This window comes from Nocardia sp. NBC_01009, from assembly GCF_045208035.1.
Taxonomy (GTDB): Bacteria; Actinomycetota; Actinomycetes; order Mycobacteriales; family Mycobacteriaceae; genus Nocardia.
Window position 1 is genome coordinate 3,088,090 of record NZ_CP108695.1, and the last position, 15,334, is coordinate 3,103,423.

Here is a 15,334-nt window from a genome sequence, read left to right on the forward strand (position 1 = left end):
CGGCGGGATGAAGCGGTGGGTGCGTCGGAGGGTGGGTGTCGGGTGGGCGTGGGAGGATGGCCGGGTGCGGTTGTATCGGGACGAGGCGGTGGTGGTTCGCCAGCACAAGCTGGGCGAGGCGGATCGCATTGTCACGTTGCTGACCCGCCAGCACGGGTTGGTGCGCGCCGTGGCCAAGGGCGTGCGGCGGACCAAGTCGCGGTTCGGTGCTCGGCTGGAGCCCTTCGCCTACGTGGACGTGCAGCTGCATCCGGGACGCAATCTCGACACCGTCACCCAGGTGCACACGATGGAGGCCTTCGCCTCCGACATCGTCGACGACTACGGGCGCTACACCACGGCGTGCGCGGTGCTGGAGACTGCCGAGCGGCTGGCCGGTGAGGAGCGCGCACCCGCGCCGCGGTTGCATGCGCTGACCGCGGCCGCCTTGCGGGCGATCGCGGCCAAGCAGCGGCCGCACGAATTGATTCTGGACGCATTTCTGTTGCGCGCCATGGGTTTCGCGGGTTGGGCGCCCGCGCTGGACGAATGCGCCCGGTGTGCGACCCCCGGTCCGCATCGAGCGTTCCATGTCGCCGCCGGTGGCGCGGTGTGCGTGCACTGCCGTCCGCCCGGTGCGGCCACCCCCGCGCCGGGAGTGCTCGATCTGCTGATCGCACTGCGCCGCGGCGAGTGGGACGACATCGAGACCACCTCCGACGGAGTTCGCCGGCAAGCCAGCGGTCTCGTCGCGGCCCATCTGCAGTGGCACCTCGAGCGTCAGCTGCGCACTTTGCCCCTCATCGAACGCTCTCAGACCCAGCAGGCGCTCGGCGGGGCGGCCCCGCAACCCGCGGCCGCCGGCCACACCGGCTGATCAACCGCCCCGGCCCCTCCGGATACCCCGGCTGAGCGGCACCTCATGGCGTGCGCCACGCCACCGTCGGCACAGTGGTGTGCCTCCCGGCCGGCGAGGGTGGAGGGCGTTCCGAAGCGCGGGTGGCATCAGGCAGGATGGAGGCCGTGATCCTCCGTCGAGACTCTTCCGGGACCAGGTCGAACAGCGCGCGGCCGGATGCCCAGCGCATCGTCCGTCCGCCGTCGCAGCATCCCTCGGGGGCGCGGCCGCCGGAGTTGCCGCCGGAGTTGGTGCCCACCCACGTCGCACTGGTGATGGACGGCAACGGGCGGTGGGCGCAGGAGCGCGGGCTGCCGCGCACCGCGGGGCACGAGCGCGGCGAGGCGGTGCTGATGGACACCGTCGAGGGCTGCATCGAGATCGGCGTGAAGTGGCTGTCGGCCTACGCCTTCTCCACCGAGAACTGGCGGCGCAGCCCGGAGGAAGTGCGCTTCCTCATGGGCTTCAATCGTGACGTCATCCGCCGCAGGCGCGACGAGATGAACGAGATGGGCGTGCGCGTTCGGTGGGCCGGTCGGCGGCCGCGGTTGTGGCGCAGTGTGATCAACGAACTGGAGACCGCGCAGGAACTCACCAAGGACAACACCGTGATGACCCTCACCATGTGTGTCAACTACGGTGGCCGCGCCGAAATCGCCGATGCGGCAAGGGAAATCGCGCGTCGCGTTGCGGCCGGCGAGATCGACCCCGAGCGGGTCACCGAGGCGACGGTCGCCAAGTATCTCGACGAGCCGGATATGCCGGACGTCGACCTTTTCCTGCGGCCGTCGGGGGAGTTCCGCAGTTCGAACTTCCTCATCTGGCAGTCGGCGTACGCCGAATTCGTCTATCAAGACACACTGTTTCCCGATTTCGACCGGCGCAACCTGTGGGAGGCATGCCTCCAGTACGCTTCGCGTGACCGCCGCTTCGGTGGGACCAAATGAACGACGGCACCAACTGAACGGCGGCACGGATATGGACGCAGCGGTCACCCCGGAGCGGGAGCTACAGGCGCGGGCCGGCGCCTGTATGTCGCTGTACGACGTCGACGTACGCGTCGACCCGGAGGGTTCGCTCGGTTTCGAGTACGAAGGCGCGCTGTGCTCGCTGCGCGCGGTCAACTTGGCGCCCGGACTGGACGTGCTGACGCTGACCTGTGTGCTGGCCTGGGATCGTCCGCTGAAAACGCAGCTGCACAAGCGCGTCGCCGAACGCAACAGTGCGCTGCAGTTCGGCTCGATCACCCTGATCGCACACGGGCAGCTGGCCGATGTGATTCTGCGCTACACCTTCCCGGCCGCGGGCCTGGACGATCAGGCGTTGGCGACCATGCTGTTGCTGGTGCTGTCGGGCGCGGGCCGGGCCAGACAGGGTCTGCTGCCCTGATCGGTCGGCTGCCCGATCTCACTGTCGTCGAAAGCGTGCGACTGATCGGCACCTAGCATGTCGACCGCGTCCGGTCGAAGAGACGCTCGCCAGGGCGGTATCGCCGAGTGCGGCCGCATGCTCGGCAAATGATCGGGCGGTCGGAAGTAGCGGCTGTGCTTCGCACCCGGAACGAGTACCCGCACGACAGCGGTCCGCGCCGCCGAACGCCGCGGCTGGCGCTGAGCCGGAAACCCGGCCCCGCGCCGACACGGCGGAGGTCGGTCAGGTCGTCACGGGCTGTGCGACAGGTTCGCCGTAGGGGAGCATGGTCCGGACGCCGCGAGCCAGCGTTTCGGGGTCCGGATCGCCGATGATCAAGTGCTGCAACATGAATCCGGGAATGAAGCAGATCATCGCGGTCGCCACCGCGTGGGTGTCGGCGTCCGTGGGCAGCCAGCCCGCGGCGTGCATCAGGTCGGCGTACTCGTGCCACAGCTCGCGCATCGCGAGGATGGCGTCTTTGACGTACTCGGACGCCTCGGGATGGACCATGGCCAGCGCCCAGACCTGCGGAGCAAGTCGGATTGTGCCCTCTGGCCCGCTCTGCGCGACGATCAGCTGGGCGAGAGCGGCGACCAACTGGGCCGGGGTGGGCAGCGGGTCGCCGTGGATCAGTGTCGACATGGTCGCGCGCACGTCGACCATGGTCTGCGTGGCCAGCGCCGAGATCAGCTCGTTCTTGCTTTTGAAATACCGGTAGACCGCCCCGGCGGACAGCCCGGATTCGGCGAAGACGTCCTGCATGGATGTCTCGTGGAAGCCTTTACGGGCAAAGCACAGTTGCGCGGCGTCGAGGATCTGCTGGCGACGGCGTTCCAGGTGTTCTTCGCTGACTCGGGGCATGTCTCCAAAGTAAAACGAATGTCCGTTCTTGACAACTTTCCTGCCCCGTGTAACGGTGTTCTCATCGAAAGAGAACGAACATTCGATTTTCGGGAGATTGACATGAACACCACCCAGCGGGCGCTCGCTGTCGGCCTCGGTGCCGCCCTGCTCCAAGCGTTGATGCTGATCGCATTCGCTTGGCCTGCCGCCAATATCGCGCCGCGCGACGTGCCGCTCGCCGTCACCGGACCGCAGGCCGCCATGGTCGCCGACAAGCTCGGCCAGCACAGCCCCGATGCCTTCGACATCTCGAACCCGGCCGACGAAGCCGCCGCGCGCGCCGCCATCGAAGACCGTGAGGTCTACGGCGCGATCATCACCGGTGGTGGCGCGCCGCGGGTGCTCGTTGCCTCCGGCGCAAGCCCCGCCGTCGCTCAGCAGCTCACCGCGATCGCGCAACAGCTCTCCGGCGCACCGGCCACGCAGGTCGAGGACGTGGTCGCGGCCGACTCCGACGACCCGCGCGGCACCGCCTTCGGGGCCATGGTGTTGCCCCTGGTCATGTCGGGTATCGCAGCGGGCGTGCTGCTCAGCCTGCTGATTCCGGCGGTCGGTGGCCGAGTGGTCGGTCTGGTGACCTTCGGTGTCGCCGGTGGCCTGCTGAGCATGGCGATCGTCGAGGGGTGGATGTCGGTGGTGCCGGGTCCCTATCTCGGGCTGGCCGCGGTCGCGGGACTGGTGTCCTTCGCCGTCTCGGGTGCGGTTGTCGGCCTTGCCACCGCCATCGGCCGACCGGGCATCGGCCTCGCCGCGCTGACCATGCTGCTCATCGGCAACCCGTTCTCCGCCGCCACCTCGGCCCCGGAGCTGCTGCCGCAGCCGTGGGGCGCCATCGGTCAGCTGCTGCCGCCGGGCGCCGCCGCATCGCTCCTGCGCTCGGTCGCCTACTTCGACGGTGCTGGTGCCACGAAACCCCTTGTGGTCCTGCTGATCTGGGCTGTCGCGGCGCTGGCTCTGCTCGGTGTCGGCGCACTGCGCGGCACCCGCGCGGACGCCCCGCAGTCGCGGGCCGCCACACCCGAGCCGGTCGCGGCCGTCTGACTCGCTCGGCACAACCCGAAGGCCACCACCGCCCGGTCTGCCGAGTGCTGGTGGCCTTCAACAAACAAGGCAAGGCCACCCGGGGTCCGCGAACGACGCGTGGTCCTGATCCTTGTCAGACGGTGCGACCCGCTTTCGCGCAGGACTTGCAGGTGCCGAAGACCTCCATAGTGTGGCTGACCTCGGTGAAACCATGTTCACTCGCAATGGATTCGGCCCATGCCTCCACCGTGGGACCTTCCACCTCGACGGTGCGCCCGCAATGGCGGCAGACCAGATGGTGATGATGTCCGGTGGAGCACTGTCGATAGACCGACTCCCCGGTGTCGGTGCGCAACACATCGACGAGGCCGGCGTCCGCCAGCGACTGCAGGGTGCGGTAGACCGTGGTCAGCCCGATGCCCTCGCCGCGGCGGCGCAGCTCGTCGTGCAGCTCCTGCGCGGAGCGGAACTCTTCGATGTCGCTGAGCAGCGCGGCGATCGCACTGCGCTGGCGGGTACTGCGAATGCCCACCGGCTTCTGTGGGAAGACCGTCTTGTCCGTCACGAATTACCCTTCCTCGGCATGCGCCACGGCGTCGACAACGATGTGTGCAAGATGGTCGTCGACGAGTTCGTACAGCACCTCACGGCCCGACCGCTCGCCGTGCACGACGCCCGCGGACTTGAGAATGCGCAGGTGCTGGCTGACCAGCGGTTGGGTGACACCGAGCGCATCGACCAGCTCGTGCACACAGCGCGGCGACTCGCGTAGTTGCAGCACGATCGCGATGCGGACCGGGGCGGCGAGGGCGCGCAGCAGTTCGCCTGCGTCCTCCAGGACGGTCCGTGCGGGCACCGCGGCGGGCGCGGGCGACCGATACGGGTTGTGGGGATGAGCGGTGGCGGTCTCGGCGGTCATCGAACCAACTCCTTATTGGAAAGCGATTCCATTTTGATATGCACAGTTGCGCATGTCAAACGGGCTCGCCGCCGGTGTCGCCCTGTGCGGTGGAAATCCCATTGGCCGATGCCGATAGTCTGGTGACACTTGCAGCGTAGTGACTACGCGAATCCGTCGTCACTACCAATCCGACTCGCAGTGGATGGAGAATTCTCGCGTGGCACCCAAGTCGAAGGTGGACACCGTTGCCAACCTCGCCAAGCGCCGGGGTCTGGTGTACCCGTGCGGTGAGATCTACGGAGGCACCAAATCGGCGTGGGATTACGGTCCGCTCGGCGTCGAGCTCAAGGAGAACATCAAGCGGCAGTGGTGGCGCTCCATGGTCACCAGCCGCGAGGACGTCGTCGGCCTCGACTCCTCGGTGATCCTGCCGCGCCAGGTCTGGGTGGCCTCCGGCCACGTCGGCGTGTTCAACGATCCGCTCGTCGAATGCCTCAACTGCCATCACCGGCACCGGCAGGATCACCTGCAGGAGGCCTACGCCGAGAAGAACAACTTCGACGACCCGGACAGCGTCTCGATGGACGTCATCGCGTGCCCGAATTGCGGCACCGTCGGCAAGTGGACCGAGCCGCGCGACTTCAACATGATGCTGAAGACCTACCTCGGCCCGATCGAGTCCGAGGAGGGCCTGCACTACCTCCGCCCGGAGACCGCGCAGGGCATCTTCGTCAACTACAAGAACGTGGAGACCACCGCGCGCAAGAAGCCGCCGTTCGGTATCGCGCAGATCGGCAAGAGCTTCCGCAACGAGATCACGCCGGGCAACTTCATTTTCCGCACCCGTGAGTTCGAGCAGATGGAGATGGAATTCTTCGTCAAGCCCGGCGAAGACGAGCAGTGGCACCAGTACTGGATCGACACCCGGCTGGCCTGGTACACCGACCTCGGCATCGACCCGGAGAACCTGCGGCTCTACGAGCACCCCAAGGACAAGCTCTCGCACTACTCGACCCGCACGGTCGACATCGAGTACCGCTTCCGCTTCCAGGGCAGCGAGTGGGGCGAGCTGGAGGGCGTCGCCAACCGCACCGACTTCGACCTGAAGACGCATTCGGAGCACTCCGGCACCGACCTGAGCTTCTTCGATCAGAACACCAACGAGCGCTACACCCCGTACGTCATCGAACCGGCGGCCGGTCTGACCCGTTCGCTGATGGCCTTCCTCGTGGATGCTTACGCCGAGGACGAGGCTCCGAATGCCAAGGGCGGCGTGGATATTCGCACGGTGCTGCGGCTGGACCGCAGGCTCGCACCGGTGAAGGCGGCCGTGCTGCCGTTGTCGCGCAACGCGGATCTGACGCCGAAGGCGAAAGACCTGGCCGCGCAGCTGCGGAAGAACTGGAATGTCGAGTTCGACGATGCGGGCGCGATCGGCCGCCGCTACCGTCGCCAGGACGAGATCGGCACTCCGTTCTGCATCACCGTCGACTTCGACACGCTCGACGACCAGGCCGTCACCATCCGCGAGCGCGACTCGATGGCGCAGGAGCGAATCGCGCTGGACAAGGTCGAGGGCTACCTCGCTCAGCACCTGATCGGTTCCTGAGACCAACAGAACCGTCGAGGCCGTCAGCAGAGGTGCTGGCGGCCTCGCTGTTTCAACGCTGTGACGTCGTGTGTGATCCGACGGTCAGCCCGATGGCGGTCGGGATCAGCAACGCGAAACCCCAAGGCACCGCAACCCAGAACGGCCAGAAATACCCGGCGCCGGTCGCCACCCAGATCGTCAGGCACAGCGCGTTGACCGCGACCCATGGAATCCACATGATGACGACCCACGGCGGTATGCGCGGCGCCGCCTTCGGCGGATTCTGGCGAACAGGTAAGTCCGACAGGAGCGGAGTCAGTTCGCCATAGGTCTTGGCCGCATAGGCCTGCTGGATTCGGTCGTCGTATTCGTGCAGGGACAACCGCCCGTCATCCATCGCTTGCCGCAGTTGCTCGACGATTTTTTCGCGGTCTGCGTCCGATGCGCGCAGCGTGTCCTCACCCACGAAGGTCAGCTTAGATGCTGATGTGTTCGGCAGCAGCGTGATTCGACAGGCCATGGCACATCGAGCTCGTGCGCACAGTGATCTGTGGGTTCGGCGAAAATGCGGGCCTCGAGTCACAGAATCGACCGAGCCGTCCGGATGTCGGCTGGTGTCCCGGCGATGGATTCGGTTGTGCTCCAGACCCGGTGGGTGTGGGGTCAGTGGCAGTGGTCTGCGGTGCTGCCGTAGCGGTCGTGGTGGGGGAATTCGGCGACGTGTTTCTGCCTGCCGAGCGGGGTCAGATCCAGGTAGTTGTTCGTGCCGATGAGGATGTCGCCGCCGCGGGCGTAGGACGAATAGGTGTGGAAGACCGCGTTGTCGTCGTCACGCCAGAAGATGCTGGTGCCGGGCTGTTCGCCCTCGGCCTGCCAGGTGAGTCCCTTGGCCTGCATTTCCGCCTTGCTCGCATAGTTGTATTCGACGGGTGCGATGGACTCGTCCTGTGTCACGTGGAAGTCGTAGTTGAAGTCGCTGTCGAAGGACGAGTACATCGGGAAGGTCCAGCCCATGCGATCCCGGTAGCGGTTCAGCGTGTCCCACGGCCCGCGCGAAACGGCGACGAACCTGGTGTCGTTGTATTCGAGATGCTCGGTGTGACCGACGTTGTCGAGCAGCAGCGCGCAGCTGGGACAGCCCGCATCGAGGTCCCAGCGCCACATCATGTGATAGACGATCAGCTGCCGTTGCCCGTCGAAAAGCTCGGCCAGGCCGACCTTCCCCTTCGGCCCCTCGAATTCGTATTTCTTGTCGATGGCGACCATCGGCAGTTCGCGACGCCGGGCGGCCAGCGCATCCTGGCGATGGGTCTGTTCCCGTTCTTCGGCGAGCAGCTGCACACGCGCCGTCAGCCATTCGTCGCGGGAAACCACGGTCGGACGATTCATGACAATTCTCCTCGGGCTCCGATGAACACACGTCTGCGTATGTAGACCGGGCAGCCGAGCAGAAGTCATCGCATCGGCGATCAGATCGCCGACGTCGAGGGCACTGGACGATACTCGGGCAGCGCGGCGGTCGTCGACGGCGCCATGATGCGCTCCATGCCGGCAAGGGACTCCAGCAGCGGCGATCGCGCGATGGTGTTGCGCACCGCCATGCCGATCCGCGTCTTGGGGGCCATGAGGCGCAGGTTCGGGCCGATCTTCTGCTTGCGGTCCGCCAACTCGCGGTGGGTTTCCTCATAGCGACGGAAGGCGATTCGATGATCGCCACCCGCGGCCGTCAGCTCGCCCGCCAGCCGGTAGGCGCCGATCAGCGACAGCTCGGCACCTGCGCCCGAGGCGGGCGATGCGCAGTACGCGGCGTCCCCGACCAGCGCGATGCGACCGGTCGCCCAGGAATCCATGCGCACCTGGCTGAGGGCATCGACGTAGAGGTCGGGGTCGGCGAGCGCGCCTGCGAGGAGCTCGGGTATCCGCCAATCGGTTCGGTCCGCGAACGCGTCGGTGAGCAGGCGGCGCTCGGCAGCGGGATCGCGATGGTCGTAGTCGCGTTGTGGGCTGCGGAACATGAAGTACGCCTTGGCCTGGGCATGGTTGCCCGAGCGGTAGACGCCCGCCATCGTTCCCGGCGTGTTGAACACCGTCATCGTCCGGTCCTGGCCATGTGCCGAATCGGCGTTGCCGAAAGCGAAGTAGTGGTCCATATGGTGCACGAACCGCGATTCCGGACCGAAGACGAGACCGCGCACGGTCGAATGCATGCCGTCCGCGCCGATGACCAGGTCGAAGCGCCGGGGCCGGCCGTTTTCGAAGGTGACCGCGACACCGTCGTCGTCCTGCTCGAGGGATCGAATCGAATCGCCGAAGAGATACTCGACGGGATCGGCGTTGGCGTCGTGCAGGATCTCGACCAGGTCGCCGCGCATGATCTCCACCTCGCCGCTGCCGTACTTGTCCTGGATACCGGACATATCGATGCGGGCCAGGCCGCGATCCTGCGCGTCGACGAACCGCATACCGGCGACATCGGCGGCGGCCGCCCGTATCTGCGGCATGACGCCCATCCGCTCGGCAACCTGGATGGCCTGATCGCGGACGTCGACGCCCTGTCCGCCGGAGCGCAGTTGCGGCGCTCGCTCGACCACGGTGGGCCGGAACCCGTGTCGCGCAAGCCAGTACGCCAGTGTCTGCCCGGCGATGCTGGCGCCCGAGATGAGAATTCGCTCGTTCTTCATGTCCGCTCCTGCATCTCATAAATACTGACCTATGGTCAGTCGCGACCATAGGCTCCTGACCATGGGTCAGTCAAGGGCTAGAATTTTGCGGATGACCGATGACACTCGCGCCCGCATCCTGCGGGCAGCGCTGGACATGTTCGCCGCACGCGGCTATCACGCCGTCACCGTGCGGGAGATCGCCCAACATCTCGGTTTGACTAAAACTGCTGTGCTCTACCACTTTCCGAGCAAGAGCGACATCATCCCCGCGCTGGCCGAGCCGCTGCTGACCGAGATGGACGCCGTGCTCACGACGGCAGGCGGGCAGTCCGATCCCGAGAGCGCGCGGTGGGCGGTTGTGGTCGGACTGCTGGATCTGTGGCTCTCACATGGCCTGCTGCTGCAGATGCACATGCGAGACCAGGCGCTCTCGGCGCACGTCGCGACCTTCGGCAGGCTGCGTGATGCGGCTCTCCGCGCGCAAGAGCTGATCGCGGGCGCAGACGCCGACCTGGCCGCGCGGGTGAACGCCGCACAGGTCTACGCCGCACTCAGCGACCCGGTGGTCATCTTCGCCGATCGGCCGACCGCCGAGTTGCGCGCCGCGATCCTGGAAGGGGCACGTCGTCTCCTCGGTATGGCTGTGCCACAAGGAATCTCGACCGATTCACCGGTCGTCGCGGCGACGCCGCAGTCGAGTTCGGATCGGCGCAATCTTCGAGGCAGACCGGGCACGATGAGCGCAGCGATGGTCGAATCCGCGCGGCAGATGCGCGCGGCCGGCGCGTACACAGTCGATGGCATCGCCGCCGAGCTGGGCGTCTCGCGCGCAACCCTCTATCGCCACTTGTCGGTGCGGGGGGAGTCGCACGCGCCGGGAGAGTAATTATGAGACGGTTTGTGAGACGTGAGATCGGCCAGGGATGCGTAACTCGGAGCGACTGTCGTGCGATCGAATCGGTTGTCGGCACTTCGCGAAGGCGGGTGAGCTCGATCGCGCGGTCGATTCTCGCGCCGACTCGAGACTGATGGGCGAGCGCTTCGGCTGGTATGGATTCAGTCGGGCGAGTGCCCGGCTCCGGGATGTCATCCGTGGCCGTCGTGGTCCGGTTCTCTTCCCGCAATCTCTAAATTGCTGGAACTGTAAAAATATTGTGACTGTACGTCAAATGCTACCGTGAACCGGTGACCGAACTCGGATTGCGGGCGCGCAAGAAACTCCAGACCAGGCAGCAGATCGTCGACACCGCGGCGGTACTGTTCGCCGAACGCGGCTTCGACGACGTCACGGTGGCCGAAATCGCGCGCGCCGCAAACGTTTCCGAGAAGACCGTGTTCAACTACTTCGGCACCAAGGAAGACCTGATCTTCAGCGGAATGGACGATTTCAGCGCCGCCCTCCTGCAGGCGATCCGGGAACGGCCACACGGTGTATCGCCATTCGCCGCATTCGGCGAATTCGTGGTCCAACCTCGTGGCCTGCTGGCTGCTGAAGACCCCGACGCCATCGAACGCTTGGCCGCGGTGGCCCGAATAATCGACGACAGCACCACCCTGCAAACCCGTCAACGACAACTCTTCGACGCCAGCACCGACAGCCTCGCCACCCTGTTGGCCGAAGAGGCAGGCGCCACCGACACCGATATCGCCGCATGGGTTGTGGCCAACGGCCTGATCGGCGTACTACGCGCCATGCAGAAATACATCCACCGTGCGGTGCTCGCCGGCCGCCGCGGCCCCGACCTGATCAGTGACGTACTCGCTCAGGGCGAGCGCGCGGTCGAAGTGCTGGAGCATGGACTGGCCGACTACACCGTGCGCCGATAGGTGGCGTCTCCCCATAATTCGGGCCGTTCGTAATCTGGCCAGAACGTGTGGGAAGCCGAACGGCCGGTGCGATGCGGCGCGCAAAGCCCAGCGCGTCAGTGTGGACGACTTCGGACGACAGCGATGAAGTCGGTCACCGGGTGAGTCGGCCATCACGATGCGCGACTTCGGAACTGGGCGTTGTGCAGATCAGCGCGGCACGTCCCAGAAGGCGAGTTCGTGGTCCATGCCTGCCAGGAAGAGCTCTTCGGCGCGGGCCTGCTCGATGCCGGCCTCATCGAGCATCTGGGCGCAGCGCCGGGTCAGCGCGGCGAATCCGGGGTCGGCGTAGGTGTCGACCCAGCGGCGATAGCGAGGTTCGGCCGGTGGGTTGCGGGCGAGGATGCTACCGAGTGTCGAGTAGCCCCACATGCACGGGTACAGCGCGGCAAGTCCCTCGCCGTAATCGGCTGCCGACTCCAGTAGGAAGGCCGTATAGGCAACGCACGGACCGCCTTTCGTCGCGCCGTCGAGGTCGGCGTCGAACTCGGCGGCCAGCGAACGGTGCAGCGACAGCTCCTCGTGATAGGTGGCGTGGGCCAGATCCACCAGGTCGCCGAGGTGCGCTGCCGGCGCCTGCCAGGCCAGTCGGGAGAACACCCGGACATAGTCGAGCAGGAATAAGTAGTCCTGCTCGAGCCAGGATCGGAAGATCGGCTCGGCCAGGTCGCCGGTGGCGATACCGGCGACCGTGGGGTGTGTGAGTTGTTGCTCGACCAGCGGACGGCCGAGTTTCTCCAGATGTGCCGCGAGACTCATATATGCAGTCTCTCGCAGCCTGCGCGGTTTCCGGTTTGCACCCGGCTCGCAGTTGCCGCACGCTTGCGGTGTGTTGCGGGATGAGGACGATGTGGTGCGGGTACTGGCACCCTCGGAGGAGCGATTTGTACGCCACGGGACCTACACCGGTCGCTCCGTGTCGGTGGTCGGCGATCTGGATATAGACGCACTGAGCGCCGCGTTCGCCGCGCTGCAGCAGGCTTATCCGGTCGCGACCTGCCGCATTGTGGAGGATGCGGCAGGTCAGGGCTATCTGCTGCGTCCCGGGGTGCAGTCACCGGTCGGCGTCTGGGCAAACTTCGGTGATCCCGATACCGTGCGGTTGCCCGCCGAGCCGATCGATCCGGCGCTCCAGCTCGTTTACCTGGACGTCGTGCGGACGGACACGGCACGGTCGCGCATCACGTTGTTCGCCCATCACAGCATCGCCGACGCGGGCCACTGCGTCGAGTTGTTGGCGCGGCTCTGGGACCACTACACCGATTATGTCGAGTACGGAACGACAACCGTTGTGCCGCACGAGTATCCGCAGGCGCTGGAATGGTTTGCGGCGGCGCGTGGCATCAGCCGGAGCACGCCGTCGGGGTTCGAAGACGTCGCGCGGCCGCTCACGCCGCAGGAGCGGTCGGTTCCCGCCGACCCCGCCACTCCGGCGCCGAGCGCGCTCGTCCGACCGCGGCGGGCGGTGCTGGACCGCGCGGCCACCACGCGCATCGTCGGACTCGGTCGCCACCAGGGCATCACGGTCAACGGGCTGGTCACCGCCGCACTGCTGCGCGCCTACGCATCCGAAAAGGACGGAGCCGCAGGCGATCCGGTCCCGCTCGGCTGTCTGTACCCCGTGGACATGCGCTCGCGCCTGACCCCACCCGCCCCCGCCGCCGCAGGCACCAATATGGCGGGCCTGGCCTCCTTCGCCGCCGACATCGACGTCTCGGCCGGAATCATCGAACTCGCCCAACGGATTTCGTCCCGACTACACCACGACCTGGCCGCGGGCATCACCCAGCAGTCGGTGCTCCATTTCCCGGACTTCTTCGGCCCCGCCAGAGTCCACTCCCTGGCCGGCCACATCGCCGTGACCAACACCGGCGTCGTCCCCACCTTCCGAGTCCCCGCGAACCTCGAACTCTCCGACTACGAAATCGTCTATCTCTCGGCCCATCCGCGCCCCTCCGCAGGCGCCTCCGCCGCCGTCACCTTCCTGGTCTACACCTTCGCCGGTCGCCTCACCGTCGGCCTACTCGGCGGCGGCCCCAGCGCCGACCGACTCCTCTCCGCCGTCCGCAAAGAACTGACGGCCTTGTCGGAGGAAGCGCTCGACGGATGAGCTCCATGGTGGGGGCTATACCTTGACAATCCTGATCCCGTTGCCGCACAGCAGAGTCAGATCGTCCAGATCGGACGTCAGTACGGGGACCGGTGGTCTGGATGCGCAGGCATTGCCGAGCCATGCTCTCGTGCAGCGACACCATCTGGCGGCCCGACCGAACCGACAGGTTGCTGGTAGGCGGCACGCGCAGGTCGAACTCGACCGCAGCGCCGCCGCCGATGGAGTGCGGCGGCGGCTCGATCACGCCGAACGTCAAGCGTCTCTCGAGAACCAGCGGTCAAGCATCTCCTGAGCCCTAACAGTCGACAACGGCTTGCTATGACGCCGGCCTGCTGCCTGAGCATCGAACTAGCCTTCGGGGTAGAAGAGGAACAGGGTGCAGCCGGTTGTGGTGGCGGGCACGTGCCATGACCCGGCTGGTGCGTGCAGGAATGTGCCTGCGGGGTAGTCACGAGCGCCGTCGTTGAACGTGCCCGCGACCACGTAGACCTCCTCCGGGCCGGGTTCGTGGACATCACGGCGCGGCCACGCCGTGCCCGGGTCCATCTCCAACACGTTGGCGTGCGCACCGGACGGCCCTTTCCACAGTGGACGTACCCGGATCCCGGGGAAGAGCTCTCGGATAGGGGATTCGGTAACGGAGGCGGAGGTGTATCCCTCCTGGGCGAGGATCTCGAGGTGCATACCTTCCACGGTGCCGCGCGCGGCGGCGCCGAGAAAGTGTCGAGTAAGACACCATAGGGTATTTTTCTGCCATGCATCGTGTGGTGGCCTTGGTGCGGCCGGTGCAGTCGACGTTCGAGCTCGGCTGCGCTGTCGAGGTTTTCGCTACACAGCGCGATGGGATACCGCAGCACTACGAGTTCGAGGTGTGCACGGAGACGCCCGGCTCGGTGCCGACGACGGCCGGATACGCGATGTCCGTGCCGCGTGGCCTTTCGGCGCTCGCGTGCGCGGACACCGTGCTCATCCCAGGCTGGACGCCAGTGGAGGCGCCGCTGTCGGCCTGCGTGCGCCGCGCACTGTTGCGGGCGCACGCCCGTGGGGCACGGCTGGTCACGATCTGCTCCGGAGTGTTCGCGCTGGCCCGCACGGGGCTGCTGGACGGCCGCTCGGCCACCACGCACTGGGCGCGCGCCGCACAGCTGGCCCAGGAGTTCCCGCGGGTGCGCGTGGAGCCGGATGTGCTCTACGTCGACCACGGCGATGTCGCCACCAGCGCCGGGGCAGGTGCGGGAATCGACCTGTGCCTGCACCTCGTCCGGCAGGACCATGGCGCCGCGCATGCGGCCCTCGTCGCGCGGCATATGGTGATGCCGCCGCACCGCGAGGGCGGTCAGGCGCAGTACGCGCCACCCCCACCGCCCGCGGACGCGCTGGGTGGCCTCCTCGAATGGGCCGGCGCGCGTCTGGAAACACCGTTGTCGGTGGGCGCGCTGGCCGCGTATCTCAGCGTCTCGTCCCGCACACTGGCCCGGCGCTTCGCCGACCAGCTCGGCACGAGCCCGGGCGCGTGGCTGCTGTCGCGCCGAGTGGCCGAGGCACGCACTCTGTTGGAGGAGACAGACCTGCCGGTGGAGTCGATCGCGGCCCGTGTCGGGCTCACCTCGGCGGTCAACCTGCGCCGCCGCTTCCGCGCTCAGGTCGGCACAACCCCGAGCGCCTACCGGCGAGCATTCAGGGTCTCCTGACACACATCCAGTGAGCGGCAAGCTTGCAGTCGCCGGCCGCCCCAGGCTCGTCACGACCACGTCGCACGAACCCACGCGAGATCAGATTTCGCCGACGAACGACGTCAGAGTTCGCCGGCACAACCAAACTGGGGCCAATACCACAGCGATCCGCCACACCGAATCAAACCGCGGGATGCCACGCGTTCGCGGTGACTCGCGGCCGCGTGTAAGTGGACTCGGCTGCTTTCCGTTTGCGCACCCGCTCGTCTCTTCGACCCACGATGCGGATCGGCAGCCCCGGACCTCGCATC

Annotated in this window: 17 protein-coding genes; 9 read left to right on the forward strand and 8 right to left on the reverse strand. The window is 66.8% G+C overall.

The annotated features are described in order from the left end of the window. Nucleotides 1–64 precede the first annotated feature (64 nt). From recO to OHA42_RS13675, 3 genes are all read left to right on the forward strand, one after another. The gene (gene recO / locus OHA42_RS13665) at nucleotides 65–856 is read left to right on the forward strand and encodes a DNA repair protein RecO (RefSeq protein WP_406237272.1); all 792 of its coding nucleotides are present in this window, start codon (nucleotides 65–67) and stop codon (nucleotides 854–856) included. A gap of 137 nt (nucleotides 857–993) precedes the next feature. After that, nucleotides 994–1,824 (forward strand): isoprenyl transferase, encoded by an 831-nt coding sequence (locus OHA42_RS13670; RefSeq protein ID WP_406237274.1) that lies wholly within the window; start codon nucleotides 994–996, stop codon nucleotides 1,822–1,824. An 85-nt stretch (nucleotides 1,825–1,909) separates the two neighbouring features. Beyond that, nucleotides 1,910–2,266, forward strand: coding sequence for a YbjN domain-containing protein (locus OHA42_RS13675; RefSeq protein WP_328412832.1), 357 nt, complete (start codon nucleotides 1,910–1,912; stop codon nucleotides 2,264–2,266). Between the two features lie 264 nt (nucleotides 2,267–2,530). Here the strand turns inward: OHA42_RS13675 and OHA42_RS13680 are convergent, their stop codons facing one another. After that, on the reverse strand, nucleotides 2,531–3,151 hold the full coding sequence (locus OHA42_RS13680) for a TetR/AcrR family transcriptional regulator (RefSeq protein WP_406237275.1): 621 nt from the start codon (nucleotides 3,149–3,151) through the stop codon (nucleotides 2,531–2,533). Nucleotides 3,152–3,253: 102 nt separating this feature from the next. On the opposite strand from OHA42_RS13680, the gene OHA42_RS13685 reads away from it, so the two are divergent. Next, nucleotides 3,254–4,234 carry a hypothetical protein gene (locus OHA42_RS13685; RefSeq protein WP_406237277.1) on the forward strand — a complete coding sequence of 327 codons (981 nt, stop codon included), beginning with the start codon at nucleotides 3,254–3,256 and terminating at the stop codon, nucleotides 4,232–4,234. Between the two features lie 115 nt (nucleotides 4,235–4,349). Here OHA42_RS13685 and OHA42_RS13690 read toward each other — a convergent pair whose 3' ends face one another. After that, nucleotides 4,350–4,781, reverse strand: a complete 432-nt coding sequence (locus OHA42_RS13690) for a Fur family transcriptional regulator (RefSeq protein ID WP_406237278.1) — start codon at nucleotides 4,779–4,781, stop codon at nucleotides 4,350–4,352. A 3-nt stretch (nucleotides 4,782–4,784) separates the two neighbouring features. Then, nucleotides 4,785–5,135, reverse strand: a complete 351-nt coding sequence (locus OHA42_RS13695; protein ID WP_328410690.1) for a metalloregulator ArsR/SmtB family transcription factor — start codon at nucleotides 5,133–5,135, stop codon at nucleotides 4,785–4,787. A gap of 199 nt (nucleotides 5,136–5,334) precedes the next feature. Between OHA42_RS13695 and OHA42_RS13700 the strand changes: the two genes are divergently transcribed. Continuing rightward, nucleotides 5,335–6,726 (forward strand): glycine--tRNA ligase, encoded by a 1,392-nt coding sequence (locus OHA42_RS13700; protein ID WP_406237280.1) that lies wholly within the window; start codon nucleotides 5,335–5,337, stop codon nucleotides 6,724–6,726. 52 nt (nucleotides 6,727–6,778) lie between these two features. On the opposite strand, the gene OHA42_RS13705 is transcribed toward OHA42_RS13700, so the two are convergent. The 3 genes from OHA42_RS13705 to OHA42_RS13715 all read right to left on the reverse strand — a co-directional run bounded on the left by OHA42_RS13705 (nucleotide 6,779) and on the right by OHA42_RS13715 (nucleotide 9,389). Continuing rightward, nucleotides 6,779–7,174, reverse strand: a complete 396-nt coding sequence (locus tag OHA42_RS13705; RefSeq protein WP_406237282.1) for a DUF1707 domain-containing protein — start codon at nucleotides 7,172–7,174, stop codon at nucleotides 6,779–6,781. Between the two features lie 197 nt (nucleotides 7,175–7,371). Next, entirely contained in the window at nucleotides 7,372–8,097 is a 726-nt protein-coding gene (locus OHA42_RS13710; protein ID WP_406237284.1) for a DUF899 domain-containing protein, read from the reverse strand. An 80-nt stretch (nucleotides 8,098–8,177) separates the two neighbouring features. Then, entirely contained in the window at nucleotides 8,178–9,389 is a 1,212-nt protein-coding gene (locus OHA42_RS13715) for an FAD-dependent monooxygenase (RefSeq protein ID WP_406237285.1), read from the reverse strand. Between the two features lie 91 nt (nucleotides 9,390–9,480). Between OHA42_RS13715 and OHA42_RS13720 the strand changes: the two genes are divergently transcribed. Both OHA42_RS13720 and OHA42_RS13725 read left to right on the forward strand, forming a co-directional pair. Then, nucleotides 9,481–10,257 (forward strand): TetR family transcriptional regulator, encoded by a 777-nt coding sequence (locus OHA42_RS13720; RefSeq protein WP_406237286.1) that lies wholly within the window; start codon nucleotides 9,481–9,483, stop codon nucleotides 10,255–10,257. 299 nt (nucleotides 10,258–10,556) lie between these two features. After that, nucleotides 10,557–11,198, forward strand: a complete 642-nt coding sequence (locus OHA42_RS13725; protein WP_406237287.1) for a TetR/AcrR family transcriptional regulator — start codon at nucleotides 10,557–10,559, stop codon at nucleotides 11,196–11,198. Nucleotides 11,199–11,387: 189 nt separating this feature from the next. Here the strand turns inward: OHA42_RS13725 and OHA42_RS13730 are convergent, their stop codons facing one another. Beyond that, entirely contained in the window at nucleotides 11,388–11,996 is a 609-nt protein-coding gene (locus tag OHA42_RS13730) for a TenA family protein (protein ID WP_406237289.1), read from the reverse strand. A 70-nt stretch (nucleotides 11,997–12,066) separates the two neighbouring features. Here OHA42_RS13730 and OHA42_RS13735 point away from each other — a divergent pair, with 70 nt between their 5' ends. Beyond that, nucleotides 12,067–13,347 carry a phthiocerol/phthiodiolone dimycocerosyl transferase family protein gene (locus tag OHA42_RS13735; protein ID WP_406237291.1) on the forward strand — a complete coding sequence of 427 codons (1,281 nt, stop codon included), beginning with the start codon at nucleotides 12,067–12,069 and terminating at the stop codon, nucleotides 13,345–13,347. Between the two features lie 351 nt (nucleotides 13,348–13,698). Here the strand turns inward: OHA42_RS13735 and OHA42_RS13740 are convergent, their stop codons facing one another. After that, entirely contained in the window at nucleotides 13,699–14,034 is a 336-nt protein-coding gene (locus tag OHA42_RS13740) for a cupin domain-containing protein (protein WP_406237293.1), read from the reverse strand. A gap of 71 nt (nucleotides 14,035–14,105) precedes the next feature. Here OHA42_RS13740 and OHA42_RS13745 point away from each other — a divergent pair, with 71 nt between their 5' ends. Continuing rightward, on the forward strand, nucleotides 14,106–15,041 hold the full coding sequence (locus tag OHA42_RS13745; RefSeq protein WP_406237295.1) for a GlxA family transcriptional regulator: 936 nt from the start codon (nucleotides 14,106–14,108) through the stop codon (nucleotides 15,039–15,041). The last annotated feature ends 293 nt before the right edge of the window (nucleotides 15,042–15,334 follow it).